The organism is Peiella sedimenti (assembly GCF_030504955.1).
In the GTDB taxonomy this organism is placed as follows: domain Bacteria; phylum Pseudomonadota; class Alphaproteobacteria; order Caulobacterales; family Caulobacteraceae; genus Brevundimonas; species Brevundimonas sedimenti.
The window spans coordinates 195,493-218,462 of sequence record NZ_JAUKTR010000003.1 but is presented as its reverse complement, the minus strand read 5'-3'; the positions used below and the strand labels follow the sequence as shown (position 1 = coordinate 218,462).

Here is a 22,970-nt window from a genome sequence, read left to right as displayed (position 1 = left end):
CGGAACGCGCAACCCCGCGAAAGGTGTCAGGCGGCCAAGCTCAGGCTTTGCCGACCTTGATGTCGATGCGCCGAGCCGAGGCGTCAGGCCGCTTGGCGGCGGTCACCCGCAGGACGCCGTCCTTCAGCTCGGCGCTGATCTTGTCGGGATCGGCCCCGGGCAGACGCAGCGACCGGGAAAAGGAACCGTAGCGGCGCTCGGCGAAGCGATAGTTGCGGCCTTCCTTCTCCGTTTCGGATCGCTTCTCGCCGCTGATGGTGAGCAGGTCATCCTCGAAGCTGACCTTGACGTCCTTGTCCGTCATGCCGGGCGCTTCCGCCGTGATCTCATAGGCCTTCTCGGTCTCGGCCAGATCCACGCTGGGCGCGGGGCCGAAGAGGTCGAAATGATCCAGGCCGCGGCCGAAGTCGTCAAAGGCTCGATCGATCTCGCGCTGCAGCGGCGCGAAGAGGCTGGACGCCTGCCGGCCCAGATTGGCCAGCGGCTGCTGAGAGGGGTCCTTGGCCATGGCGCTTCTCCTTTGGCTTGGACGCGCGTCACAGGCTGACGCAGGGTCATGGTGCCCCCATCCGAGCTGTCCGGCCTTGCGCTGGATCAAGCTTTCAGATCAGGCCGTCACGCCTTGCGGCCTCGGTCAGGGCGGAACGGAAATCGGGATGGGCGACGCCGATGAGGGCCATGGCCCGCTCGGCTGTCGAACGCCCCCGAAGCTCGGCGACGCCGTGTTCGGTCACGACGAAGTGCACGTCGTTGCGCGGCGTCGTCACCGGTCCGTCCAGCCGAGCCGTGATCCGGGACACCTTGCCCTCCCCCGCCGTGGAGGGACAGCAGATGAAGGAGAGGCCGCCGCGTGAGGCCGCCGCTCCCCGCACAAAGTCCAGCTGTCCTCCGGCGCCGGAATACTGGGCGCCCGAGATATGCTCCGAGTTGCACGCGCCGGTCAGATCCACCTGAAGCGTCGCGTTGACTGACACCACCCGATCATTCTTGGCGATGTGGCGAGGGTCGTTGACCACATCCACCGGATGGCTGCTGATCCCTGGATTGTCGTCGATGAAGTCGTAGAGCGCCCGGTCGCCCATGGCGAAGGTGAAGACGCTGCGGCCGGGGAAGGTCGCCTTCTTACGGTTCGTCACAGCGCCCGAGCGCATCAGCTCGACCAGCCCCGGCGTCAGCAGCTCGGTGTGGACGCCCAGGTCGCTATGCCCCCTCAGCGCGCGCGCCACGGCGTCCGGCAGGCCGCCTATGCCCATCTGCAGACAGGCGCCGTCCGGGATCATGCCCGCGACAATGGCGGCGATGGCCTCGTCGGTGGCGCTGGGCGTGCGCACCCGGGCCTCCAGCAGCGGCGCCTCGTGCTCGACGATCGCATCCACCTCCGAGACGTGCAGCAGAGACTCGCCCATCACCCGCGGCATGTTCGGATTGACCTCGACGACCACCCGCCGGGCGACGCGCGCCACGCGGCTGACGTAGTCGTTGTTGGTCCCGAAGGTGAAATAGCCGTGCCGGTCCATCGGTGAGACGGCCGTGACCAAGGTGTCCATGCCCAGGTCCGCCAGCAGGCGGGGGGACCGGGAGAAGGCCGTGGGGATGAACTCGATGACGCGGCGGCCCTCCTCGCGGCCCCGGCGCATCAGCTCGCGCTCGATGCCGGTCAGGAACATGCAGTGCGGCCGGATGCGATCCAGCAGTTCGTAGCGCAGCACGGTCTGGGCGGCGTGCGGCTTGGACTCGAAGTAGTACAGACGCAGGTCGGCGATCTCGCCCGCCTCGGCGCGATCGGCGACGGCTTTCAGCAGCGCCGGCGGCTCGCCGATCGCCATGGCCATGCACAGCTTCTCGCCCGACGCGATGGACGCGACAGCCGTCTCAGGCGTCGTCAGCTTGGCCGCGTAGGCGTTTGCGAAACTCATTCGGCCCTCCCCGGCACCCTCCCATCAACCGCAGACCGTCCGCCCGGGCCTTGACCTCGATCAAGGCGGCGCTCTGGCGACCGGGTTCTGATGACCCGTCTCTGACGGCGGAGGATCATCGCCATGACCAGCGGACTGCCCGTATTCGACACCACGATACAGGAAACCAACGCTTGGCTGGCGGCGGTCGAGCACCGTCTGCCGCCATGCGATCGACAGCAGGCCTACGCGGCCACGCGCGCCGCCCTGCACACCCTGCGCGATCGCCTGCCCGAGCATGGCGTCCTGGCCCTGTCCGCCCAGCTGCCCATGCTGCTTCGGGGCGTCTATCTGGAGGGCTGGCGCGGCGGCCCGCCTGACGCCCCCCGCGATCTGCAGCCCTTCCTAGACAGGATCGCCGACCGCCTTCCGCCGGCCTATCCCAGAGACGCCAAGGGCGTGGCCGAGGCCGTGTTCGCCGTCATCGCCGACAGGGTGGACGCGCGCGAGGCGCGCAAGCTGGTCTCTCTTCTGCCCGAGGAGCTCCGCCCCCTGTGGCCGCCGATCCTATGGGTTCCCTGAGCGCGGAGGCGCCTTGAGGGCCTCGCGCCGCGCTTCCCAGCGGGCCTCCAGGCTGATCACTTCGCCATAGGGGATGAAGCTCTCATAGCGATGGTGGGGCGCCGCCGGCGGCGCGACGTGCTTGATGGGGCACCAGTACTGCTCGGTGCGCGCGGCGATCTCGCGCGCATAGGCCAGGACGCCGTTGGCGTAGGCGCAGTAGCCGCAGTTCATCTTCTGCATGGGGTTGAGGTACGGCAGCTCTGCGCGGGCGAAGCTGACATGATCCCGGCGGCGAACCTGGCCGATGCGCCACAGGCGGAAGCAGACGACCTGGTAGAGGCTGACCGCCGCGTCCAACACCGCCAGAGGCAGGGCCAGGCCATAGATGAAGGGCGCGGCCAGGATATTCCGCGCAATGCGTCCGACCGCGACGACGTCCGACTTCGACGGCAGGCTCAACGCCTCCAGAGTCATGACTGGCTCCCCCTCGCCGCCCTGTGCGGCCGAGCCTCTGTGCGGGAAGACGGGTGCGTCCGCCGTGATCTGGATCAAATGGAACGGGCGCCGATCAGGGCAGGATGTGGGGACCGTCCCGGAGGCCCTCATGCTCTTCCTGACCGTGACCCTTATTCTGATGCGCCTGTCCTTCGCCCAGCCGCACCCTCCGCCCGAGCCCGACCTGATCACCCTGGCGCGAGGCCAGGCCCTGGCGCGGGAGGCTTGCGGCGTCTGTCATGCGGTTGAGCGCAGCGGCGCCAGTCCCGATGTCGAGGCGCCGCCGCTGCGCGATCTGCAGCGCCTGGACCCGCTTTTGTTCGAGCCGCAGGGTCACACCCTGCGCATGACCGAAGGCCATCCGGTGATGCCGGACATTATCCTGAGCGAACAGCAGCGCGTCGATCTGATCGCCTACATTCGCGACCTGCAACAGACGGACGAAGACGCTTTTAGGTGAGCGCAATTCTTCCGGCAGCCTAGTCGAAGCGGCAACGCTTCGGCATGGTGGCGCCATGGATCGGCCAGGGGTCTCGCCCAAGGAAGCATTATGGCTGACGCTGGCCATCTGGGTCGGCGCCTTCCTGCTGTCCACGCTTGCGAACTGGATCGCCTATCCCAACGACTGGCGCTTTCTCTTCCCGCGCACGATCAACAGCCTTCTGGGCGCCCTGGTGTGTGGATTCATGTACCTGGCGCTGACGACGGTCAGGGACCGCAGCATGGCCCTGCAGATCGTCGTCGCCACCGCTCTCTCGATGATTGTCGCTGTAGCCTACGCCTGGGTCGTGCCCATCGTCCCGCGCCTGCTGTGGTCGCGCTGGGTGGATTTTCCAGCGGCCGCGCCGCTCCCCTACCGCCTGCGCAATCTGCCGGGGAACGCGCACTCCTTTTTCTGGAACTACTTCGCCTGGTGTTGCGGCTATTTCGCCCTGATGTACGGCAGCATGGCCCGCGCGCAGGCGCAGCGAACTCTGGAAGTTGAAGCGCTGCGGCGCGAAACCGAGAACCAGTTGCTGCGTAGCCAGATCAATCCCCACTTCCTGTTCAATGCTCTCAACACGATCTCAAGCCAGGTGCTGAACCGCAAGACGAGGGCGGCCGAGACTTCCATTCAGGCCCTGTCTCGACACTTGCGCCGCTCCCTTGACCAAACCCACCACGACTTCGTGACCCTCGCCATGGAGCTGGAGGGGCTGGAAGACCTGGCGGAGATCTATCGGGCCCGGTTCGGACCGCGCCTTATCGTGGAGCTGCGGCTCCCGGATGACCTGAAGACCGTCCTTGTCCCCGCCCAGATCAGCCAACCGCTGCTGGAGAACGCGCTCAAATTCGCCACGGCCGGAACGCCCGGACAGATTGAGGTGCAGGTCATCGCCGAGGCGGTGGGGGACCGGCTGCGTCTGACGGTGCGCGACAACGGAGAACCCTTCGGGACCTCGCCGCCGGGCCTCGGCAGCGGCCTCAGGACCGTGGAGCGGCGACTGGTCATCACCTATGGATCTGCGGCGTCCTTGACGCGTCAGGCCCTGCCTGGACGCGGCTTTGAGGCGATCATCGAAATCCCCCTCGAGCGCCCGGCATGAGCATCCTGACGCTTCTCGCGGTTGACGACGAGCCGGCGGCGCTGAACCGGCTGAAGAGCCTGTTGGCCGAGACCCCGGGGGTGACCCTGATCGGCGCCCTGAGCGACAGCCGCGAGGCCCTGGCGCGCATCAACCGCGAGCGTCCCGACGTACTGATCCTGGACATCAGCATGCCCGGTCTGAACGGCCTGGAGCTGATCGCCAACCTGGCCAAGGGCTACGCCCCCGCCGTCATATACGTCACCGCCTTTCAGAGCTTCGCCGTCGATGCTTTCGAGCGCGCCGCCGTGGACTATCTGGTCAAGCCCGCCTCGTCCGAGCGCCTGCGTATGGCTTTGGATCGAGCGCGGGAACGGCTCAACAACGCCACAGCCGCCCAACGGCTGAAGGCGCTCGAGACGCTGGGAGGCTCGCTGCCCGCCGAGTCCCTCCGCGAGCAGCATATCTGGGTGCCCGTACGCGGCGGCCGCACCCGGGTTTCAATCGCCGATGTCCGCTGGATCGAGGCGGAGCGGGAGTACGCCCGCATCCATGCCGGGCCCGACACGGGTCTGGTGCGAGCCAGCATGACCAGCCTCGAGGCCCGCTTCGGCTCGGAACGGATGGTGCGCGTCCATCGCTCGGCCATGGTCAACCTCGACCACGTCAGACGCTCGCACACTACGGCCTGGGGGGGCATGGCCCTGGAGACGAGCGATGGCGACATGATCAGCGTCGGGCCCTCCTACCGCTCGAACATAAAGCGCCTGCTTCGCGAACCTGAGCTACGAACCCCCTCCTAGGCGCCACGAACCGCCTCCCGCCGCGCGGGCCGCTGAGCCGAAACTCGGCCGGACGAGGGGCGCACCTGGAGACAATTTATGAAGTTCATGACCGCTGCCTGGGTCGCCCTGGCGCTGGGCGCCGCTCCCGCCATGGCGGCGCCGCGCACCTATGACCTGGACCCCGCCCACACCCAGGTGCTGTTCAGCGTCGGCCGCTTCGGCTTCAATTCGGTCTACGGCATCTTCGCCAACGCCCAGGGCGAGGTGGTTCTGGATGAGGCCGATCCCGGCCAGTCGCGCGTGACCGCCTCGGTCCGGGTGGCCGATCTCTGGACGGCTGACGCCACTCGCGACGAGCATGTACGTGGTCCGCGCTGGCTGAATGGGGCCGAGGCGCCGGAGCTTCGCTTCGTCTCGACATCCGTCCGGGTGATCGACGCGCGCACGGCGGACGTGACGGGCGACCTGACGATCGGGCGCGTGACGCGGCCCGAGACCTTCCGCGTGGTCCTGAACCGCCTGGGCCGCAATCCCGCCAGCCCCAGGCACACCGCCGGCTTCACCCTGGAGGGCCGGATCAAGCGGTCCGACTACGGCATCACGACCGCGCAACAGCTGATCGGCGATGAGGTCGCCATCCACATCGAGGCGCTGGCGCTGGAACGGGCTGAATAGGCGCCGCCTTGGTACCGCGAAGGTGAGATTCCCCCTCGGCGTCATTGTCCTGCACTGGCTGACCGCGGCTCTCATGGCGGCGACCGCCGGAGTCGGCCTGTGGGCGGCGAATGCATCGGGGCTGGACCGGCTGACCGCCTTTCAGTTGCACAAGTCTCTCGGACTGACCCTGCTCCTGATCGTTGCGGTCCGGCTGATCAATCGCATGGCGGGCGGACGGCGGCCGCCGCACGCCGGCTGGCGCGGGCGCCTGGCCGGAGCCGCGCAGACGGGGCTCTACGTGCTCATGGTCGCCGCGCCGATAACCGGATGGGCGGCGGCTTCCGCCAGTCCCCTGCCCTTTCCGGTCGCCTTCTGGAAGTGGGAAGCGCCGCGTCTGCCGCTTGACGTCGGTCAGGCCGCCTATGACCGCGCCGCGGACCTGCATCTGGGGGTGCTGATCGCGCTTGCGATTCTGCTGAGCCTCCACCTGGCCGGCGCCCTGGCGGCGCGGCTCAGCGGAGGCCCCGGAGCCCTCTTTCCCATGGGCCTGGGCCGCGCGCCCGGTCGCAAGCCGTGATCGGGCGCCGCGCTTTTCTGGTCGGCGCCGCGGCCTGGTCCGTCGCGCCCGACGTGAAGGCCCAGGCGGCGGCGCCGCGCTGGATCGTGGATCCCGGCCGCTCCCGCATCGGCTTTCAGGCCCAGGCCGCCGGCGAGTCCATCAGCGGCCACGTCGGCGCCTGGACCGCGGACCTGCGTTTAGACCCCGCCCAGCGGTCTCGGGGCGGCGTCACGCTCGTCCTCCAGACAGGCTCGATCCGCACCGGGGTCAGCGAAGCGGACGAGCTGCTCGGCCAGCCCGATCTGCTGCACACGGCCCGGCATCCGACGGCGCGGTTCGTCTCGCGCACCCTTGCGCCCCGCGGGGCCGATGGCGTGGACGTTGTGGGCGACCTGACGCTGAAGGGGGTGACGCGGCGGCTGCGCGTGCCGGCGAGCATCTCGGTTCAGCAGGATCGCGCCACCGCCACGGGGAGGCTGACGATCGACCGGACCCTGTTCGGCGTCGGTCAGGGCGCGTGGGGGGACCCGCAGCTGTTCGGACGCAACCTGCTGATCAACTTCCAGCTCAGCGCCCGGCGCTCGGCCTAGGGCGCCAGCCACCAGTGCTCGATCGGCCGTAATAGCAGCGTCTCGTTTTCCCACAGGCGAGCGAGTTCGAGGAAGGCTTCAGTCTGCGGCTGCAGGTTCGGCGGCAGCTCGGGGCCCTCGGGCGCCAGCGAGATATCCCCGTCCGCAAAGCGCAGCACCTGTCCCAGGGCATAGCCTGTTCCCCAGTTCGGGCCGAAAAGCGTGTAGGCGCCGTCAAGGGAGGTCCACCCCTCCGCTGTCGCCCCGCCGCGCACCCGGAATGAGACGCCAGTGGCGGATAAGGTGGTTGACGTGGCCAGAGTTATGACAGGGTTCTCCGGGCCGAGATTGACCCGCGCGTCCGGTACTTCTGTGAACGTCAGTCCGACGATATCGGATATGAGGGCGAAGGCTTCGCGTGCAGCTTCACGCTGGAGGTGGGTGAAGGGCTGCACGCCCAGCCAGTTTCCGTTTCCGGTCCATCGAGGCGGGATCGCCTCAAGGAAGCTGTAGGCAATCGTGGAGCGGATCCACACAAGATGGTCTCTCAGCAACTGATCGACGACCTGGGTGTCGCTGAGTATGGGCTTCGAGGCGGCGTCCGCACTTCCGTCCGCCCCGATGGATAACGGTAAGTCGACCGCTCCAACCATCTGGCGGCTCCAAGAAGAATGGCCCCCGCATCGCTGCGGGGGCCCTTGAAGGTCACGCCTTAGAAGCTGGCGCTTACGCGGAAGAAGGCGCGGCGGCCGATGTAGTCGTAGCCGTTCAGTGCCGCCGTGCCGGCTCGGAAGTTGCCGGTCGTGACGTTGGGCGGCAGGTCGTCGAAGACATTGGCCACGCCGATCTGAGCGCTCCAGTCGCCGAAGTTGCGACGCAGCGACACCGTATGGGTGGTGGTGAACTCGTTATGGATCTTCAGACCGACCCAGTTCGGAACCTGAGAGTTGGCGCCCGGCACAGTGTACCCCGGTAGGAGCGTACCCGTACCATCCGTGACCGAGGGACAGTCGACGAAGGTGGCTCCGCCGTCGTTGGAGCAGCGATAATATCGGCTGATGGCCCCCAGGTCGGCCGCGGCGGCGGCGCCGCCTGCCTGTTCGTAATCCGAGCCCTTGCCGATGATGTTGACGCCCCAGAAGGCCGTCCAGTCTCCGCGGTCGAAGCGGAAGTTCAGGTTGCCCGTGAAGTCGGGGCCATCATAGGCGAAGGTCGTGCCGTTGAAGTCCTGCTGCGGCGATCCTGGGAAAAGCGTCGTCACATCCTGAATCTGCCAGGTGAACTGACCATCGATCGTCAGATCCCCGAAGCCGAACTCGTGACCGTAGCGGAAGGTCATGTCGATGCCGCGGTTCTGCTGATCCGCAACGTTGACATAGGAGTCGTTGATCTGAGTGATGAAGTTCGTCCCGGCCTGGCGCGTGAACAGCGAACACAAGGGGTCCGTCGGGAAGGCCGATGAACGGTAGCACTGCCGAAGGATCGCAGCCGGCCCGATGCGCGTGATCTCATCGCTGATCTGGATGTCGAAGTAGTCGACCGCCACGTTCAGATCGATGAACGACGGGGTCCAGACAACACCGATCGTGTGAGCGTCGCCCGTTTCGGCTTCGAGCACGCCCGCGCCGCCGCCCGAGATAATGAGCGCGGAGGAGCTGCCGGCGGCCGTATAGCCCGCAGGAATGCCCGCCGCAGCGCAGTTCTGTTGGATGCGCTGATCGGGATCAAGCTCCCATTGAACGCAGGGATCCACGGCCGTCTGACCCTGGAAGCCGGTCTGGTTGGCCAGGAACAGCTCGTACAGCGCCGGGGCGCGGAACGAGGTGCCCCGCGTGGCGCGGATACGCCAGGACGGGTTGATCTGCCAGTTGATGCCCACCTTGTAGGTGTTGGTCGAGCCGTACGATTCATAGTCCGAGTAGCGGCCGGAGATGTTGGCCGTGAGGGAGTCGATGAAGCGGACGTCGCGGATCAGCGGCACTTCGAACTCGGCGAAGAATTCTTTGACGGTGTCCTCGCCCATGGTGCGTCCGGCCGACGAGAAGCCCCAGAGGTTGCCCGCCTGAGTCTGCGGGTCGGGCTGATCGTCGATCTCCTCCCGTCGCAGCTGGAAGCCGACGGCCGCAGCGATCGGGCCTGCAGGGAGCTCAAAGAGGTCGCCGCTGAAGACGCCTTCGATGTACTGATGGGTATACTCGGTGCTTCCCAGCGTATCGAACATCAGGAAGGCGCGCTCGGCGTCGGAGAAGCGCCCCTCCAGAACTTCACGGCTGGTCCAGTTGACACCGCCGGGCAGCATCGAACAGCTGTAGCCGGACAGATTGGTGACCAGAGGACCTTCGTAGCAGGGCGCTGCGCTGGTGAAGGTGGTCAGTCCCGGGTCCACGCCGGTGACGGCAGCCACACGGTCGGCATACAGGGCGTTGAAGCTGTACTCGCCGTCTGAACGAGACCATTGGGCGTAGATGTCGTAACCCCAGTTCCTGAGGAAGCCGAGCGAGAAGTCGCCGCGCACCCCGACCACAGCGCGGGTGTAGTCGATCAGCTGCTGACCATCGCTGTTCAGGGGAATGATCGGTAGGATCGTCGTCGCGGCGAACGGAGTCCCCGTATCCGGTCGTTGTGCGCCCGGAATAAAGCCGCTGGTGGTCGGGAAGAACTGGCGCGCTCCGTCCTGCTCTGACCTGCGGCGGTTCCACAGCAGTTCAGCGTAAAGCTCTGCGTTGGGCGCTAGGTCATAGTTTAAGTTAGAGAACAGCGTGTACCGGTCCATCTCCCCTAGTAGAGTCTGACGCCCATAGTAGTCGATCGGACCTTCGCCGTTGGAGCCGAACTGATAGTTCCCGTGCGCCCAGGTGGCCGGGAAGCCGCCACGGCCCTGGCGGATCATATTGGCGATCCAGACACTCGCCCCCTGTTGCGGTGTGGCGTAGGTGCGGCCGGCCACCGGATAGAAGAAATCCATGGTGCCGCCGCCGGCGTTGGCGCGCAGCACGCCCGCGAACAAGCCGTAGCACTTGGCTTCGCCGGTGAACGGATCCGTCAGATCCACCATCTGCGACGGATTGTTCTGATCGAACACATAATCCTGAGCGCAATCCAGATAGTCCCGCTGGCCGCGACGCAGGGGTTCCTGAGCGAAGTAGTCGAAGCCAACCGCGAAGCTGCCGCGATCAAATGTCGTGCCCCAGCTGCCTGAGAAACGATACTGCTCGCCGCCTTGCTCGGCAGGAACTGTGGCGAACGCATCGAACTGGAAACCGTCCAGGTCGGTTCGGGTGATGTAGTTGATGACGCCGGCGATGGCGTCGGAGCCGTAAACCGACGAGGCCGAGTCGTTCAGGATCTCGACCCGCTGGATCATGGATTGCGGTAGCACGTTCAGATCGAAGGCCTGGACCGTGCCGCTGACACCGGCTGGACCGGCGCGCTTGCCGTTGATCAGCGACAGGGTGCGGTTGGCGCCCAGGCCGCGCAGCGACACGCTGGAAGCGCCGCCGCCGCCCTGGGTGACGAAGCCCGTCAGGGTGTTGTTGGTCTGGAACGAACCGGAGGCGACCGACGACTGCTGCAGCAGCTCGGCGGTGTCGACGATGCCCTCCAGGGTCGCCTGCTCCGAGGTGATCACGGTGACCGGCGCGGCCGAGTTGAACTCGTTGCGGCGGATGCGCGAACCGGTGACGGTAATGGCTTCGACCTCGGTGGCCTCGTCCTCGTCCTCTTCGTCATCCTGGTTGGCGGTCTGGGGCTGCGTTTGCGCCATGGCCGACACCGGCGCGCCGGCGACGGCGGCCAGGGTGACGACGGCGGCGCCGCCCAACAACATTTTCTTGAAATCACGCATTACGATTCGATCCCCCTTGAGAGAATGGCATGCTCAGCACAGCGCAACGCCTGCGCCTTGCCGCGAGAAAGCCAAGATTTCTTCACTCGGGCGCCATTACTCAACATCAATATCGAAGATGGGATCACATCTGATCTTAACTGCGAAGCTTGGCGCAAGCCGCGACTTATGGGCCACACCCTACATTCGACGCGGATAAACTAGGATCATTTGTGATTTTATTCTACGGATGCTGGATGCGAACCGCGTCAATCACGGCCTCGTCCACCTGCTCACGCAGCGCGCGACCGGGTTCGGTCAGGTGGAGGGTGCGGCTGCGATAATCCGAAGGGTTGCGGCGCAGTTCGATCAGGCCGCCGCCGCCAGGCGCCGAAAGCGCTCTCGCTGCGCGCGACGCCGCCAGGGGAGGAATGGCGCACAGCTGCGCCAGCTCGCGCACGTTCACGCCCTCGTTTTCGCACACATATAGAAAGGCCAGGAGTTCGGTGAGGCCGCCCCGGGGCGCGGCGCGACGAAAGGCCTCAAGCGCCTGCAGGCATGTGCTGCGGCGCCGGCGACGCGGTTGATGCAGCATCAGTCCAGATACTCGTGCATGCGGCCCGTGTAGTGCACATAGCTTTCCGGCGCGGCGGCGGGAGAACGCGGTCGCCTGGGGGGGCGCAACCCGGCCAGCCGCAACCGCGCCGGTCCGTACTCGGCCTGCACGAGGGCCAGGATGGCCTCGGCCTTGCGCACGACTTCGGCCTGGGACTGATCCTGCGCCTCGAGGGGCAGTTCGATGATGATGCGCGTGCGCCCGCTCATCTGGCGTCTCCGCCAATGAGCTCCAGCGGCGCGGCCAGGCAGTACCCGTGCCCCCTGAGCGTGGAGATAAGGCGCGGAGCGGACCCGGTGATCTTCCGGCGCAGGCGGCTGATGATCCCGTCGACGTTGCGATCGCTGCCGCCCAGAGCGCCCAGCCTGGCGGCGAGCCGCGCGCGGGACGCCGAATGGCCGTCAGACCGCGACAACTCCATGAGGATGTCCGCCTCGTGGGAGGTGACGTTGTAAGTCTCGCCGCCGGGCGCGGTCAGCTGCCGCCGGGCGGGATGGAAGCTCCACGATGAGGACGAACGAGGCGCCGCCTGGCGACCGGATCGCCGCAACAACGCGCGTATCCTGGCCAGGCGCTCTCTCGGTCCCTGGCTCCAGAGCATGACTTCGTCGGCGCCCAGTTCGAGACTGAGCACGCGATCAACCTCGTCCGCCTCGTCACAGAGCACGGCGACGGCGGCTCCCCCGCTAACAGAGATGATGCGGGACAGGTCGATGGACTGGATGGAGTCGCAGACGAGCAGATTGACCCTTGCCGAAGAGCCCGCGTCGGCCCTCATGGCGGCGCCGCACGCAAGACCGCCGCGACGCAGTTGCAGCAACAGGTCGTCGATGCGCTCGTCCGGCCGGGAACACTGGACGGAGACGTCCGATTCAACCGACGGCTCTCGCAACTCGACGACGTATGCGGACACGAACCCCCTCCTGAACAGTTCACATCAGAGAGGACTTCAATAAAGCGGCGGCAAAGCCTTTATAGCGAGGCGCTTCGTTGCACGATTATGGCTGTTCGTGACGCATCAGATGCGGAAGTTTTGCATCAGGTGATCTGGTCCGGGTGGGACTGGGTGCCTGCGGGCATGGCGTCGGTCTGCTGATAGGGGTCGTCCACCTCCTCTATGCCCAGGATGTAGTCGCCCTCCGACATGGCGGCGACGGCGGCATCGCCGGCCTGGATGTCGGTCTTGGACGGCACCTGCAGGGTGCGGGGCTCCTCGCCGGGACGGCCCACCGTGACTCGATAGATACGCATGCTCATTAGCGGTGCTCCGCAGGAAGAACCCGCAAGAGCTAACTCGAGGAACCGCCCAGCGTTCCCTCGCAGGCGGGGTTGATCACGCCGCCAGCCCCACCTGCTGCATCAGGCCGCGCAGGGCCTGCAGGCTTTCCGGCGCCTCGGCCAGCCGCCCGCGGGTCTCAGGCGCCTTGAGCAGCCGGACGGCCTCGACCTTGGCGCGCTCGGCCACGGGGCCCAGCGGGGCCGCCTCGCCGGCCGCCAGGCGCAGCAGCGCCGACAGCTTCACCTGCACCGGCGCGGGCGAGCGCGCCAGCTGAGCGATCAGCCGGGCGTCCGCCTCGACCAGGTCGCCAACAGCGCCGATGGCGGCGAGAACGTCCTGTTCGTCCTTGTCCAGAAGGCCCGCTTCGCGCACCGAGCGTTGCAGGGCGGCCAGCCCCGCCAGGCGTTGCGCGGGGGTCTCGGCGCCGGCCCGCACCGACTTTTCGAACTTGAGGCTTGTGGCGGCCGCCGACAGCCAGCGGCCGGCCGCGCGCTTGGAGCCCGAGCCGGTGACGTTGTCGCAGAGCCGCACCAGGGCCGCGACCTCCTCCATGGGGTTTCGGTCGTCGCCCAGATAGGCCTGCACGAAATCAGCCGTGACCAGCGTTTTGGAACGTTCGATAAAGGCGGTCTGCACCTCCTCCAGGCTGAGAAGGCGCCCCGCGGCGGCCGTCAGGGCCATGGCCAGGGCGCGCAGCAGATCGATCTCGCCCCAGGCGTCGGCGGGCCTCAGCCGCCGGGGGCCGATCAGCTCGCGCAGGACGCGGCGGGTCAGGCTGGCCGCCAGCAGCTTGTAGTCCCCGGCCGCCAGGCGGGCGCCCAAGCGGGCCGCGGGACCGGTCAGGGCCGGCATGTGCGTCGGAATGTTCGGATCGATACGCTCCAGCTGCGTCAGCTCGGCCGAGGCGGCCAGGCGCACCATGGCCGCCAGCTGTCCGCCCAGATCCAGATCGGGGCCCAGCACCGACGCCACGGCGCGGCGGTCGGCGAACATCTCGCACAGCACCTGCTCAAGGGCCACCTGGACCAGGGCGCGCGGCTGGGGCTCGGCCGGCAGGGCGTCGGCCAGGTCCATCATGGCCTCCAGTCGCTCGGGCCACGAGCGCATGGGGGCCAGAAAGGCGCAGATGGCCCCGCCGATTCGGAAGGCGCGCTCAGGATCGGCGGCCAGCTTGTGCGCGACCGCGGCGACGCCCTGGGTCTTCAGATCGGGGAAGACGCCGCCGCGCCCGGCGCGGATGACGCGGTCGATCGCTTTCTGCACCAGAGCCTGATAGCTGCGGATCACCTCGTGGATGGGCTGGCCCGTGTCCTGGCTCTCGGGAATGGCCACCTTTTGAATGGCGTGCTGCAACTCGACGCCCGAGGCGTCCAGCTTCTCGATCAGATCGGGCCTGTGCAGCAGCTCGAAGGCGGTGGCGTTGTTGCGCGCCAGCCAGTCCTCCAGGACCCGGCCGATGGTCTCGCGGGCATGGGGCGTATAGAGGTCCTGGGGCGCGCTGCACACTTGCTGAGCGGCGGCGTCGCGGGGGCGAGCCTTGCGCTCGGGCTCCGGGAGCCCCTTCGTCACCAGGGTGACGCTCTGGAACTCCATGGTCTCGGGATCGAGGGTCTCCTTGCATACGCGCACGGAACAGGCGCGCTTGTCGGCCAGCAGGTCGTCGGCGGCGGTCATGGCCAGCTGGCGGTCTTCGGTGGCCAGTTCCAGCGCCCAGGGCGAGGCGGCGGTCTTGCGAATGAAGACCTCGAAGTGAACCTGCCCAGCCATACGCGCGTCCCACTCACTGCCGCCCGGAGACCCCGGGCCCTCTCAGGCTAGGCGAAAGGCTTTAAGGGCTGATTGAAACGTCCGCCTTGGCCCGGACGCGCCACGGCCCTAAGTTTGACGCAACCGGCGCGCGCTTTGCCGGCAGGAGACGAAGCGAAGATGGCGAACATCACCCTGGTGGATGACGACGAGAACATCGTCGCCTCCGTGTCCATGGCCCTCGAAAGCCACGGCCACAAGGTCAGCGCCTATCATGACGGCGCCTCGGGCCTGGAGGCGCTGCTGAACGATCCGCCGGACCTGGCCATACTGGACGTGAAGATGCCGCGCATGGACGGCATGGAGGTCCTGCGCCGGCTGCGCCAGACGTCCGGCCTGCCGGTCATCGTCCTGACCTCCAAGGACGAAGAGATCGACGAGATTCTCGGCTTCAACCTCGGCGCCGACGACTACATCCACAAGCCGTTCAGCCAGCGCCTGCTGATCGAGCGCGTCAAGGCCATCCTGCGCCGCGCGGGGCTGGAAAGCGAAGACCCGGGCGAGACGGGGGGCAAGGCCCTGCGCCGGGGCAAGCTGACCCTCGATCCCGCCCGGCACGAGTGCATGTGGGACGGCCGTCCGGTGAAGCTGACCGTCACCGAGTTCCTGCTGCTTCAGGCGCTGGCGCAGCGTCCGGGCTTCGTGAAGAGCCGCGACAACCTGATGGACGCCGCCTACGACGATCAGGTCTATGTCGATGACCGCACCATCGACAGCCACGTGAAGCGCATGCGCAAGAAGTTCCGGCAGGTGGACCCGGAGTTCGACGCGATCGAGACCCTGTATGGCGTCGGATACCGATACCGCGAGACCTGATCCCATAGAACGCTCCGCCAGACCGGCAGGGCCGCGCCGACGCCTTCCGGGCTTCGGCGGGTCCAAGCTTGGGCGCCTGATCCTGGCGCTGAACATGATCGGCCTGCTGATCCTGGTGGGCGGCGCCTTCGGTGTGAATGAGTGGCGCCGAGGCCTGGTGGACGCCCGGGTCGATTACCTTACCGCCCAGGCCGAGCTTGTGGCGGCCGTTCTGGCCGAGGCCTCGGCCACGCGGGGCGAGCCCATCCCCGAACTGGACCCTATCCGCGCCGCCCTGGTGCTGCGTGAGGACTACATCCCCGCGGGCCAGCGGGCGCGGCTGTTCGACGTCACCGGCCAGCTGATCGCCGACAGCTACACCGTCTCGGACGCGGTCACCGCGACGCCCCTCCCCCCGGCGCGCAAGCGCGGCGAGCCGGCCCCGCCGCCGCCCGACCCGGTGGCCGAAGCCCGCCGGCTGGAGGCGGCGCAAGCCGCGCTCACCGCCGAGGTCGAGGCGGCCCTGGACGGCGAGCCCCAGTGGGGCATCCGTCGCTCTGAGACGGGCGAGCGGGTGGTGTCGGTCTCGATCCCCGTACGCCACGTGGCGGCGGTGATCGGCGTCCTGACGCTGGAGGCCGGCGACTTCTCGGAAATCGTCGCCCGTCAGAGATGGGCCATGGCGCCCTTCGCCGTCGTGGCCTTCGGCGTGTCGGTCCTGTCGGCGATCCTGCTGCACCTGTTCGTGGTGCGCCCCGTCTTGAGGCTGTCGGCCGCCGCCGACCAGGTCAGGCTGCAGCGAGCGCGGGCCATCTCTCTTCCCGACCTTGAGGCGCGCGACGACGAAATCGGCGATCTGGCCCGATCGCTTGAGACCATGACGGCGACGCTGTCGGCGCGTCTGGACGCCATCGAACGCTTCGCCGCCGACGTGGCGCACGAGATCAAGAACCCGCTGACCTCCATCCGTTCCGCGGTGGAGACCCTAAACCTCGTGGACGATCCAGCGGCCAAGGCGCGGCTGACCGCGCTGCTGCAGCAGGATGTGCGGCGAATGGACCGGCTGATCACGGACATCTCCAACGCCTCGCGCCTTGACGCCGAACTGTCGCGGGACGCCCCGCACCCGGTCGATCTCGGCCGTCTCCTGGCCGACATCGTCGAGGCCGAGAACGCCACGGCCAAGGCCGGCTCGCCCGCCCTCAGCCTCAGCAACAGCGCCACGCCTCGGGGCGCGACCGTCACCGGCCGCGAGGGCGCGCTGGGCCAGGTGTTCCGCAACCTGATCGACAACGCCCGCTCCTTCAGCCCGCCGGACGGCCAGGTGCGGCTGACGCTCGAAACCGAGGGCGCCCTTGTCCGCGCCGTGGTCGAAGACGACGGCCCCGGCATTCCCCCCGAGAACCTGGAGACGGTGTTCGAGCGCTTCTACACCTCGCGCCCCAAGGGCCAGGCCTTCGGCGGCAACTCGGGACTGGGCCTGTCCATCGTGCGCCAGATCGTCACCGCCCACGGGGGCCGGGTCAGCGCCGCAAACCGCACCGGCGAGGAGGGCCAGGTTCTGGGCGCCCGCTTCACCGTCGAGCTGCCGAGGCTGCCCTCGTGAACGGGCCGCTTCTCTTGCACGCCACGGCGGCGGCCGTGCGCACCGGCGGCGACTGGGTCGCGGCCCTGATCAGCGGCCCCTCCGGCTCGGGCAAGAGCGACCTGGCCCTGCGCCTCATGGAGCGGGGCTGGCGGCTGGTGGCGGACGACTACGTCCAGGTCTGGGCCGATCAGGGGCGGCTGTGGTGCGCGGCGCCCCAGACCCTGCCCGAGGCCATCGAGGCCCGGGGCGTCGGCCTGATCAGCCAGCCCCTGTTGCGTCAGGCCCGCGTCGGCGCCTGGGTCGAACTGGAGGCCGATCCCGAACGCCTGCCCGAGGCCAGCCTGCATCAGCTGTGCGGCGTTTCCCTGCCCCGGCTGACCCTGACCGGGGTCGAGGCCTCGGCCCCCTATAAGCTGATGCGGGTCATCACGGCGGGCGGCAGGGCTTAAGGTCGCACTTGGAGGCTGGGCCGCATTCGACTAGACAGCGGCCTTTCGGCCTCAGCTGAGGCCGTGCGGGGAGCCCTCGGGGCGGCGGCAGATACACCCATGATCGGTCTGGTGATTGTCACCCACGGAGGCCTGGCCGTCGAGTTCGTGTCGGCGCTGGAGCACGTGGTCGGCCCCCAGCGGGGCCTCGCCGCTGTCTGTATCGGTGCCGAGGACGACATGGCCCGCCGCCGTCAGGATATTCTCGACGCCTGTCGCGCCGTCGATGAGGGCAAGGGCGTCATCCTCCTGACCGACATGTTCGGCGGCACGCCGTCCAACCTGGCCATCTCGGTCATGGAGCAGACGGGCGCGGAGGTGATCGCCGGGCTGAACCTGCCCATGCTGATCAAGCTGGCGGCCCTGCGCCAGAAGGAGACAATGGAGGTCTGCGTGGCCCGCGCCCAGGAGGCGGGACGCAAGTACATCTCGGTGGCCTCCTACGTGCTGGCGGGCGAAAAATAGCTGTGGCCGCCCGCGCCGAGGTCGACATCTGCAACGCCAGGGGCCTGCACGCGCGGGCCTCGGCCAAGTTCGTCAAGACGGCTTCGGGATTCGACGCCGAGGTGCGTGTCACCCGCGACGGTCAGACCGTGGACGCCCGCTCGATCATGGGGCTGCTCATGCTAGGCGCCGGCCAGGGCTGCCAGGTCCTCATCGAGGCCGAGGGCCCCGAGGCCGAGGCCGCCCTTGCGGCCCTGGTGGATCTGGTCGGCCGCCGTTTCGATGAGGACCAATAGACCTCAGACGGTCGCCTCGCAGCCGGTGGCGCGCAGGGCCGCCAGGCGCCCGAAGGCGATGGTCAGGGCCTTGCGGCGCGCGGGCGCCAAGGGCGTGACCACCGGCTCGCGCACCACCGCGCCGCCGAAACCATCGGCGACGATCAGGCCAGGATGCTCCGGCAGGATGACCTGCGGGAACTCAGGCGCCACGGCGAAATAAAAGGCGTCGCAGAAGGGCGCGTACTCGACCCATTTGCGATCGGTGGTGAAGTCCTCGCGGCTGGACTTGACCTCGCAGATGATCAGCTCGCCCTTGGCCCCCAACGCCATGACATCGGCCCGGCGGCCATTGGGCAGGCGCACCTCGGTCAGTGGGCCGTGGCCCATGGCGGCCAGCAACCGCGCGGCGCCGCGGGTCACCGCCTGGGTGACGTCGGGCCGGCGCACGGCGGTTTCCACGAAGGCCAGGGTGACAGAGGCGGCGGCGCTCATGCCGCGCACCATGTTCCCCTTTGGTTCCCAGCGTCAAGCGGGGGCGGAGGGCCTTACCCCACGCGCTCCAGGCGGCTGGTGTTGTAGCCCAGGGCCGCGATGCGGTTCATCAGCGCCTGGCGCACGCCCGCCGACGGATTGGCTGAGCGGGTCCAGCCCCAGACGTAGTTGCCGCCCGGCGTGCCCATGATGACCCACGAGTAGTCGTCGGCGCGGTCCAGGATCCAGTATTCCTGCGAGATCAGCGAGGCGATCCCGCCCGTCACGCGCATGTTGACCTTGGCGTTCGTCTCGCGGTCCACCACCGACATGCTGGCGTTGATGGTGCGCGGCTCGCCCTGGCTGCGCACGCAGGTCTGGGTCAGGCGCAGGTTCGGCGCGGACCCACTGATCTGCATCCGCGTGGCGACACAGGGCCGCTGGCGCGGGTTGGGCGTGCGCACCGCCTCGTGCCAGCTTCCGGTGAAGCGGCTGATGTCGATGCTGCGGCGCGGTTGGGGCGCATCGGCCAGCGCCGGCGCGGCGCTCAGGGTCAGGGCGGCGGCGAGAAGAAGGGCGCGCATCAAGAGCCTCACACGAAAAACGGAACCAGCGATCCTAGCGCACAACCCTACGGCCGTGGACCCGGTTCCGATCACCCGCAGGCGGCCACGGCGGCGATCAGCTCGTCCACCGCCGCCTCGGTGGTGGCCCAGGAGCAGACAAAGCGCACCGAGCCGTCGTCGAAGCGGTGGCAGGCCCAACCCATCTGGTTCAGCTTCTGGTGGGCCCTGGCGGGCATACGAACGAAGACGGCGTTGGCTTCAACCGGATGCGCCAGCACATAGCGGGTGCCGGCCATGACGCCCTCGGCCAGGCGCTGGGCCATCAGGTTGGCGTGGGCGGCATGCCCGACCCAGGCGCCGGACTCCAGCAAACCCAGGAAAGGCGCCGACAGGAAGCGCGCCTTGGACGCCACCTGGCCCGTCTGCTTCAGGCGGTTGTCGATGCGCCGCGCCAAGGCGCGGTCAAAGATCACGAGAGCCTCGGCGCAGGGCCCACCCGCCTTGGCCCCGCCCATCACCAGGATGTCGACCCCCAGGCGCGGAATGTCGGCGGGGTCGAACCCGGCCGCCACGGCGTTCGCCAGGCGCGCCCCGTCCAGATGTGTCCTCAGGCCCTTGGCCTGGGCCGGCTCGATCAGGCGTCGCAGCTCTTCGGACGTGTAGACCGCGCCGTATTCGGTCGACTGGGTCAGGGACAGGGCGCCCACCGGCTGGCGGTGACCCATAACCGGCTCGTCCAGCACGGCCAGCAGCGCCGTCTCGTCGATCTTGCCGCTCTCGCCCGGAAGACCCAGCATGCCGACGCCATGCCCGAAGAAGCCGGGCGCCCCCGCCTCATCCGTGCAGACATGGGCGGCCTGGTGGGCGGCGACGGCCTCGAACGGATCGGCCAGCATGGACAGGGCGATCGCGTTGCCGGCCGTGCCCGAAAAGACGAAGCGGATCTCGGCGTCGGCCTGGACCGTCTCGCGGATCAGGTCGGCGGCGCGGCGGCTGGTTTCGTCAGAACCGTAGGCCGAGGCGAACCCGGCGTTGGCGCGGGTCACGGCCTCCAGCGCCTCGGGCGCCATGCCGGCGGTGTTGTCGGAGGCGAAATCGAAACGCGGACTCACGAAGCTCTCCTGCGGCGCGAGGCGGGCTTGAGCACGGCCGGCTTGGGCGGCGGCGGCGCGGCCTTCTCCACGTGGACCTGGTGCGGATAGGGGATGACCACCCCCTCGCGGTCGAAGGCCTCCTTGATCTGGCGCATCAGGTCGGTGCGCGTGGGCCACCAGTCGTCCGATTTGACGAAGGCGTGCAGCGTCACCACCACGGCGCTGTCCGCCAGGTCCGTGACGCCGGCCCAGGGTTCGGGCGTCTTCAGCACCTTTTCGTGGGCCGCGGCGGTGGCCCTCATGATCTCGAAGACCTGGCCGAGGTCGCTGTCGTAATCGACGCCGATGGGCAGCTCGACGCGCCGCGTGCGCTGACCCGTCAGATTGACGATGACGTCGCCCAGCACCTTGGAGTTCGGCACGACGATCTTGTGATTGTTGGGATCCATCAGGACCGTGGTGAACAGGTCGAGCCGCGTGACCGAGCCGGTATGGTTGCCCACCGTGACCACGTGGCCGACCTTATAGGGCCGCAGCATCAGCAGCATGACGCCGGCCGCCACGTTCGACAGCGTCCCCTGCATGGCCAGGCCGATGGCCAGGGAGGCCGCGCCCAGCACCGCCAGGATCGAGGCCGTCTGCACCCCCAGCCGCTGCAGCACGGCGATCAGGCCTATGGCCAGCACCGCCACGCGAACCACCTGCACCAGAAAGCCTTGCAGCGTCTCGTCGTGCTTGGTGGCCTTCAGCCGCGCCAGCGCCCGCCGCACCCCGGCCGCGATCCAGCGCGCCGCCACGAAGGTGGCCACCAGGATCAGCACCGCCACCGTCAGATTGACGGCGAAGTCGCCGAGCATCCGCGTGGCTCGCTCGATCACCGCCCCGTCGAGGGCGACGGCCTGGCGGCCGGTCTCGATCATTTCGTCTAGCTGCATGGAAGGGGGTTTAGCCGCTTGGGCTCGCTTGTGAACCCCCGGCGGACCGGACGGTGCGCCCGCCCCCCGCCTCAATCCGGTCCAGCAGGTCCATCACCTCGTCCAGCGTGGCGGCCTCGCGCGGCGGCTTGTCCCAACGGATGCGGCTGATGCGGGGAAACCGCATGGCCACGCCCGACTTGTGCCGGGTCGAGCGCTGCAGCCCCTCGAAGGCGATCTCCAGCACCAGACCGAAGTCGCGCGTCGCCTTCACCTGGCGCACCGGGCCGAAGCGGTCGGTGGTGTGGTCGCGCACGAACTTGTCCAGCTGCTTCAGCTCAAGGTCGGTGAAGCCGAAATAGCTCTTGCCCACCGGGGTCAGGGCGCCCTCGTCCGTCCAGACGCCGAAGGTGAAGTCGGAATAGAAGCTGGAACGCTTACCCGAGCCCCGCTGGGCGTACATCAGCACCGCGTCGATCAGATGCGGATCGCGTTTCCACTTCCACCACAGCCCCTTGGGACGGCCGGCCTGGTAGTCGGAATCCAGGCGCTTGAGCATCAGGCCCTCGGCCGCCGCGCCCACCGGCGGGTCGGCGCGCAGGAGCGCCAGATCGTCCCAGGTCTCGAACGCCAGGCGCGGCGACAGGTGAAGGCGCGGGGAGGCCGTGCGGGCCACCAGCGCCTCCAGCCGCGCCCTCCGCTCCAGATACGGAAGGGGGCGCAGATCCTCGTCGTCCAGGGCCAGCAGGTCATAGGCGTAGATGGCCGCCGGATGACTGGCTGTCAGCTTCGGGTCGACGCTCTTGCGGTTCAGGCGCTGTTGCAGGTCGGCGAAAGGCGCCACCCGGCCCTCCCGCACCACCAGAAGCTCCCCGTCGATGACGCCCTGACAGTCCAGCGCCTCCATCAGGTCGGGAAAGGCGCCGGCGATCTCGTCTCCCGTGCGCGAGTACAACTTCTTGACCCCGCCCTCGCAGACGGCCTGGACGCGTATGCCGTCCCACTTCCATTCCGCGGCGTAGTCGGCCGGATTCAGCTTGGGGAAGTCGGTCACCTCGTCCACCGGATGGGCCAGCATGACCGGTCGGAAGCGGCCGGGCGCGTCGGCGTTGGGGCGAGGCGCGCGCCCTTCCAGCCAGGCGAACAGATCGCCGTAAGGGGGCTCCAGCGCGTGCCAGACCTCCTCGATCTCTGAGACGTCCACCGGCTCCAGCCCGTCCGGGCGGATCATGGCCGCCGCCGTCTTGGCCAGCCGCGCCGACAGGCCCACCCGCAGCGCCCCGGTGATCAGCTTCAGCAGCGCCCAGCGTCCGGCCGGGTCCAGCGCGTCCAGCCAGCGTTCGACGAGGCCGCGCACCTCGTGCCGCTTGGCGCGCGTCAGGGCCTCGACCACCTCGGACAGGTCCGGCTCACGGTTGGGCCGGTAGTCGGGATCGGGCGGCCAGATCAGGGCCACCGTCTCGGCCAGGTCGCCCACATAGTCGCGCGACAGATGCAGCAACACCGGATCGACACGCGCCTCCGCCGCCTCGCGGATCATGGCGGGCTTGGCCGCGTGAAAGCCGAGGTCGCCCGTCAGGGCCGCCAGGGCCCAGCCGCGCTCGGGGTCCGGCGCCGCGCGCAGATAGTCGCGCACCAGCACCAGCTTGGCGTTGCGCGAACTGGTGAAGGCCAGCCGGTCCAGCATGTCGGAGAAGGCGCGCACGGAAGAAGCCTAGC

The 22,970-nt window shown here is 68.3% G+C and carries 27 protein-coding genes; 12 read left to right on the top strand and 15 right to left on the bottom strand.

Features of this window, described 5'->3' with window-relative positions; all coding sequences use genetic code 11:
- Positions 1–40: 40 nt before the first annotated feature.
- Both Q0812_RS08480 and Q0812_RS08475 read right to left on the bottom strand, forming a co-directional pair.
- Positions 41–508, bottom strand: coding sequence for an Hsp20/alpha crystallin family protein (locus Q0812_RS08480; RefSeq protein ID WP_302109891.1), 468 nt, complete (start codon positions 506–508; stop codon positions 41–43).
- A 94-nt stretch (positions 509–602) separates the two neighbouring features.
- Positions 603–1,916, bottom strand: coding sequence for an acetyl-CoA hydrolase/transferase family protein (locus Q0812_RS08475; RefSeq protein WP_302109890.1), 1,314 nt, complete (start codon positions 1,914–1,916; stop codon positions 603–605).
- A gap of 123 nt (positions 1,917–2,039) precedes the next feature.
- Between Q0812_RS08475 and Q0812_RS08470 the strand changes: the two genes are divergently transcribed.
- Positions 2,040–2,477, top strand: a complete 438-nt coding sequence (locus Q0812_RS08470) for a DUF2267 domain-containing protein (protein WP_302109889.1) — start codon at positions 2,040–2,042, stop codon at positions 2,475–2,477.
- Here Q0812_RS08470 and Q0812_RS08465 read toward each other — a convergent pair.
- Positions 2,463–2,933: a hypothetical protein gene (locus Q0812_RS08465; protein ID WP_302109888.1), complete on the bottom strand. Its 471-nt coding sequence runs from the start codon at positions 2,931–2,933 to the stop codon at positions 2,463–2,465. The genes Q0812_RS08470 and Q0812_RS08465 overlap by 15 nt on opposite strands.
- A 130-nt stretch (positions 2,934–3,063) precedes the next feature.
- Here Q0812_RS08465 and Q0812_RS08460 point away from each other — a divergent pair, with 130 nt between their 5' ends.
- The 6 genes from Q0812_RS08460 (at position 3,064) to Q0812_RS08435 (ending at position 7,110) form a co-directional block, all read left to right on the top strand.
- Complete coding sequence (locus tag Q0812_RS08460; protein ID WP_302109887.1) at positions 3,064–3,414, top strand: c-type cytochrome; 351 nt, start codon at positions 3,064–3,066, stop codon at positions 3,412–3,414.
- 55 nt (positions 3,415–3,469) lie between these two features.
- Complete coding sequence (locus tag Q0812_RS08455) at positions 3,470–4,540, top strand: sensor histidine kinase (RefSeq protein WP_302109886.1); 1,071 nt, start codon at positions 3,470–3,472, stop codon at positions 4,538–4,540.
- Entirely contained in the window at positions 4,537–5,322 is a 786-nt protein-coding gene (locus tag Q0812_RS08450; protein ID WP_302109885.1) for a LytR/AlgR family response regulator transcription factor, read from the top strand. Before Q0812_RS08455 ends, Q0812_RS08450 begins: the two co-directional genes overlap by 4 nt.
- A gap of 78 nt (positions 5,323–5,400) precedes the next feature.
- Positions 5,401–5,979, top strand: coding sequence for a YceI family protein (locus Q0812_RS08445; protein WP_302109884.1), 579 nt, complete (start codon positions 5,401–5,403; stop codon positions 5,977–5,979).
- 22 nt (positions 5,980–6,001) lie between these two features.
- Positions 6,002–6,538 (top strand): cytochrome b, encoded by a 537-nt coding sequence (locus Q0812_RS08440; protein WP_302109883.1) that lies wholly within the window; start codon positions 6,002–6,004, stop codon positions 6,536–6,538.
- A complete protein-coding gene (locus Q0812_RS08435; protein ID WP_302109882.1) occupies positions 6,535–7,110 on the top strand; it encodes a YceI family protein in 576 nt (191 codons plus the stop codon). The genes Q0812_RS08440 and Q0812_RS08435 overlap by 4 nt, the downstream gene beginning before the upstream one ends.
- Here Q0812_RS08435 and Q0812_RS08430 read toward each other — a convergent pair.
- From Q0812_RS08430 to Q0812_RS08400, 7 genes are all read right to left on the bottom strand, one after another.
- Positions 7,107–7,742 (bottom strand): hypothetical protein, encoded by a 636-nt coding sequence (locus tag Q0812_RS08430; RefSeq protein ID WP_302109881.1) that lies wholly within the window; start codon positions 7,740–7,742, stop codon positions 7,107–7,109. The genes Q0812_RS08435 and Q0812_RS08430 overlap by 4 nt on opposite strands.
- Before the next feature lie 59 nt (positions 7,743–7,801).
- Positions 7,802–10,933 carry a TonB-dependent receptor plug domain-containing protein gene (locus Q0812_RS08425; RefSeq protein ID WP_302109880.1) on the bottom strand — a complete coding sequence of 1,044 codons (3,132 nt, stop codon included), beginning with the start codon at positions 10,931–10,933 and terminating at the stop codon, positions 7,802–7,804.
- Positions 10,934–11,156: 223 nt separating this feature from the next.
- A complete protein-coding gene (locus Q0812_RS08420) occupies positions 11,157–11,507 on the bottom strand; it encodes a MarR family transcriptional regulator (protein WP_302109879.1) in 351 nt (116 codons plus the stop codon).
- Complete coding sequence (locus Q0812_RS08415) at positions 11,507–11,737, bottom strand: hypothetical protein (protein ID WP_302109878.1); 231 nt, start codon at positions 11,735–11,737, stop codon at positions 11,507–11,509. Before Q0812_RS08415 ends, Q0812_RS08420 begins: the two co-directional genes overlap by 1 nt.
- A complete protein-coding gene (locus Q0812_RS08410; RefSeq protein WP_302109877.1) occupies positions 11,734–12,441 on the bottom strand; it encodes a winged helix-turn-helix domain-containing protein in 708 nt (235 codons plus the stop codon). Before Q0812_RS08410 ends, Q0812_RS08415 begins: the two co-directional genes overlap by 4 nt.
- A 125-nt stretch (positions 12,442–12,566) precedes the next feature.
- Entirely contained in the window at positions 12,567–12,785 is a 219-nt protein-coding gene (locus Q0812_RS08405) for a PDZ domain-containing protein (protein WP_302109876.1), read from the bottom strand.
- A gap of 76 nt (positions 12,786–12,861) precedes the next feature.
- Complete coding sequence (locus Q0812_RS08400; RefSeq protein WP_302109875.1) at positions 12,862–14,574, bottom strand: hypothetical protein; 1,713 nt, start codon at positions 14,572–14,574, stop codon at positions 12,862–12,864.
- A gap of 159 nt (positions 14,575–14,733) precedes the next feature.
- Between Q0812_RS08400 and Q0812_RS08395 the strand changes: the two genes are divergently transcribed.
- The 5 genes from Q0812_RS08395 to Q0812_RS08375 all read left to right on the top strand — a co-directional run bounded on the left by Q0812_RS08395 (position 14,734) and on the right by Q0812_RS08375 (position 18,224).
- Entirely contained in the window at positions 14,734–15,429 is a 696-nt protein-coding gene (locus Q0812_RS08395; protein ID WP_302109874.1) for a response regulator transcription factor, read from the top strand.
- On the top strand, positions 15,398–17,014 hold the full coding sequence (locus tag Q0812_RS08390; protein WP_302109873.1) for an ATP-binding protein: 1,617 nt from the start codon (positions 15,398–15,400) through the stop codon (positions 17,012–17,014). Before Q0812_RS08395 ends, Q0812_RS08390 begins: the two co-directional genes overlap by 32 nt.
- On the top strand, positions 17,011–17,445 hold the full coding sequence (locus tag Q0812_RS08385) for an HPr kinase/phosphorylase (protein ID WP_302109872.1): 435 nt from the start codon (positions 17,011–17,013) through the stop codon (positions 17,443–17,445). The genes Q0812_RS08390 and Q0812_RS08385 overlap by 4 nt, the downstream gene beginning before the upstream one ends.
- Before the next feature lie 99 nt (positions 17,446–17,544).
- Positions 17,545–17,949 (top strand): PTS sugar transporter subunit IIA, encoded by a 405-nt coding sequence (locus Q0812_RS08380; protein ID WP_302109871.1) that lies wholly within the window; start codon positions 17,545–17,547, stop codon positions 17,947–17,949.
- 2 nt (positions 17,950–17,951) lie between these two features.
- Positions 17,952–18,224, top strand: coding sequence for an HPr family phosphocarrier protein (locus Q0812_RS08375; protein ID WP_302109870.1), 273 nt, complete (start codon positions 17,952–17,954; stop codon positions 18,222–18,224).
- A gap of 3 nt (positions 18,225–18,227) precedes the next feature.
- On the opposite strand, the gene mmcB is transcribed toward Q0812_RS08375, so the two are convergent.
- From mmcB to Q0812_RS08350, 5 genes are all read right to left on the bottom strand, one after another.
- Positions 18,228–18,698 carry a DNA repair putative endonuclease MmcB gene (mmcB, locus tag Q0812_RS08370; RefSeq protein WP_302109869.1) on the bottom strand — a complete coding sequence of 157 codons (471 nt, stop codon included), beginning with the start codon at positions 18,696–18,698 and terminating at the stop codon, positions 18,228–18,230.
- A gap of 53 nt (positions 18,699–18,751) precedes the next feature.
- Entirely contained in the window at positions 18,752–19,261 is a 510-nt protein-coding gene (locus Q0812_RS08365; protein ID WP_302109868.1) for a lipocalin family protein, read from the bottom strand.
- 71 nt (positions 19,262–19,332) lie between these two features.
- Positions 19,333–20,355: a beta-eliminating lyase-related protein gene (locus Q0812_RS08360; protein ID WP_302109867.1), complete on the bottom strand. Its 1,023-nt coding sequence runs from the start codon at positions 20,353–20,355 to the stop codon at positions 19,333–19,335.
- A complete protein-coding gene (locus Q0812_RS08355) occupies positions 20,352–21,272 on the bottom strand; it encodes a mechanosensitive ion channel family protein (RefSeq protein WP_302109866.1) in 921 nt (306 codons plus the stop codon). The genes Q0812_RS08360 and Q0812_RS08355 overlap by 4 nt, the downstream gene beginning before the upstream one ends.
- Positions 21,273–21,282: 10 nt before the next feature.
- Positions 21,283–22,956, bottom strand: a complete 1,674-nt coding sequence (locus tag Q0812_RS08350) for a cisplatin damage response ATP-dependent DNA ligase (protein WP_302109865.1) — start codon at positions 22,954–22,956, stop codon at positions 21,283–21,285.
- Positions 22,957–22,970 lie beyond the last annotated feature (14 nt).

What these genes read in the sequence shown, in the direction of transcription:
- Q0812_RS08480 (WP_302109891.1), bottom strand. Translation starts at nt 508, where the DNA reads ATGGCCAAGGACCCCTCTCAGCAGCCGCTGGCCAATCTGGGCCGGCAG.
- Q0812_RS08475 (WP_302109890.1), bottom strand. Translation starts at nt 1,916, where the DNA reads ATGAGTTTCGCAAACGCCTACGCGGCCAAGCTGACGACGCCTGAGACG.
- Q0812_RS08470 (WP_302109889.1), top strand. Translation starts at nt 2,040, where the DNA reads ATGACCAGCGGACTGCCCGTATTCGACACCACGATACAGGAAACCAAC.
- Q0812_RS08465 (WP_302109888.1), bottom strand. Translation starts at nt 2,933, where the DNA reads ATGACTCTGGAGGCGTTGAGCCTGCCGTCGAAGTCGGACGTCGTCGCG.
- Q0812_RS08460 (WP_302109887.1), top strand. Translation starts at nt 3,064, where the DNA reads ATGCTCTTCCTGACCGTGACCCTTATTCTGATGCGCCTGTCCTTCGCC.
- Q0812_RS08455 (WP_302109886.1), top strand. Translation starts at nt 3,470, where the DNA reads ATGGATCGGCCAGGGGTCTCGCCCAAGGAAGCATTATGGCTGACGCTG.
- Q0812_RS08450 (WP_302109885.1), top strand. Translation starts at nt 4,537, where the DNA reads ATGAGCATCCTGACGCTTCTCGCGGTTGACGACGAGCCGGCGGCGCTG.
- Q0812_RS08445 (WP_302109884.1), top strand. Translation starts at nt 5,401, where the DNA reads ATGAAGTTCATGACCGCTGCCTGGGTCGCCCTGGCGCTGGGCGCCGCT.
- Q0812_RS08430 (WP_302109881.1), bottom strand. Translation starts at nt 7,742, where the DNA reads ATGGTTGGAGCGGTCGACTTACCGTTATCCATCGGGGCGGACGGAAGT.
- Q0812_RS08425 (WP_302109880.1), bottom strand. Translation starts at nt 10,933, where the DNA reads ATGCGTGATTTCAAGAAAATGTTGTTGGGCGGCGCCGCCGTCGTCACC.
- Q0812_RS08420 (WP_302109879.1), bottom strand. Translation starts at nt 11,507, where the DNA reads ATGCTGCATCAACCGCGTCGCCGGCGCCGCAGCACATGCCTGCAGGCG.
- Q0812_RS08415 (WP_302109878.1), bottom strand. Translation starts at nt 11,737, where the DNA reads ATGAGCGGGCGCACGCGCATCATCATCGAACTGCCCCTCGAGGCGCAG.
- Q0812_RS08405 (WP_302109876.1), bottom strand. Translation starts at nt 12,785, where the DNA reads ATGAGCATGCGTATCTATCGAGTCACGGTGGGCCGTCCCGGCGAGGAG.
- Q0812_RS08400 (WP_302109875.1), bottom strand. Translation starts at nt 14,574, where the DNA reads ATGGCTGGGCAGGTTCACTTCGAGGTCTTCATTCGCAAGACCGCCGCC.
- Q0812_RS08395 (WP_302109874.1), top strand. Translation starts at nt 14,734, where the DNA reads ATGGCGAACATCACCCTGGTGGATGACGACGAGAACATCGTCGCCTCC.
- Q0812_RS08390 (WP_302109873.1), top strand. Translation starts at nt 15,398, where the DNA reads ATGGCGTCGGATACCGATACCGCGAGACCTGATCCCATAGAACGCTCC.
- Q0812_RS08380 (WP_302109871.1), top strand. Translation starts at nt 17,545, where the DNA reads ATGATCGGTCTGGTGATTGTCACCCACGGAGGCCTGGCCGTCGAGTTC.
- mmcB (WP_302109869.1), bottom strand. Translation starts at nt 18,698, where the DNA reads ATGAGCGCCGCCGCCTCTGTCACCCTGGCCTTCGTGGAAACCGCCGTG.
- Q0812_RS08365 (WP_302109868.1), bottom strand. Translation starts at nt 19,261, where the DNA reads ATGCGCGCCCTTCTTCTCGCCGCCGCCCTGACCCTGAGCGCCGCGCCG.
- Q0812_RS08355 (WP_302109866.1), bottom strand. Translation starts at nt 21,272, where the DNA reads ATGCAGCTAGACGAAATGATCGAGACCGGCCGCCAGGCCGTCGCCCTC.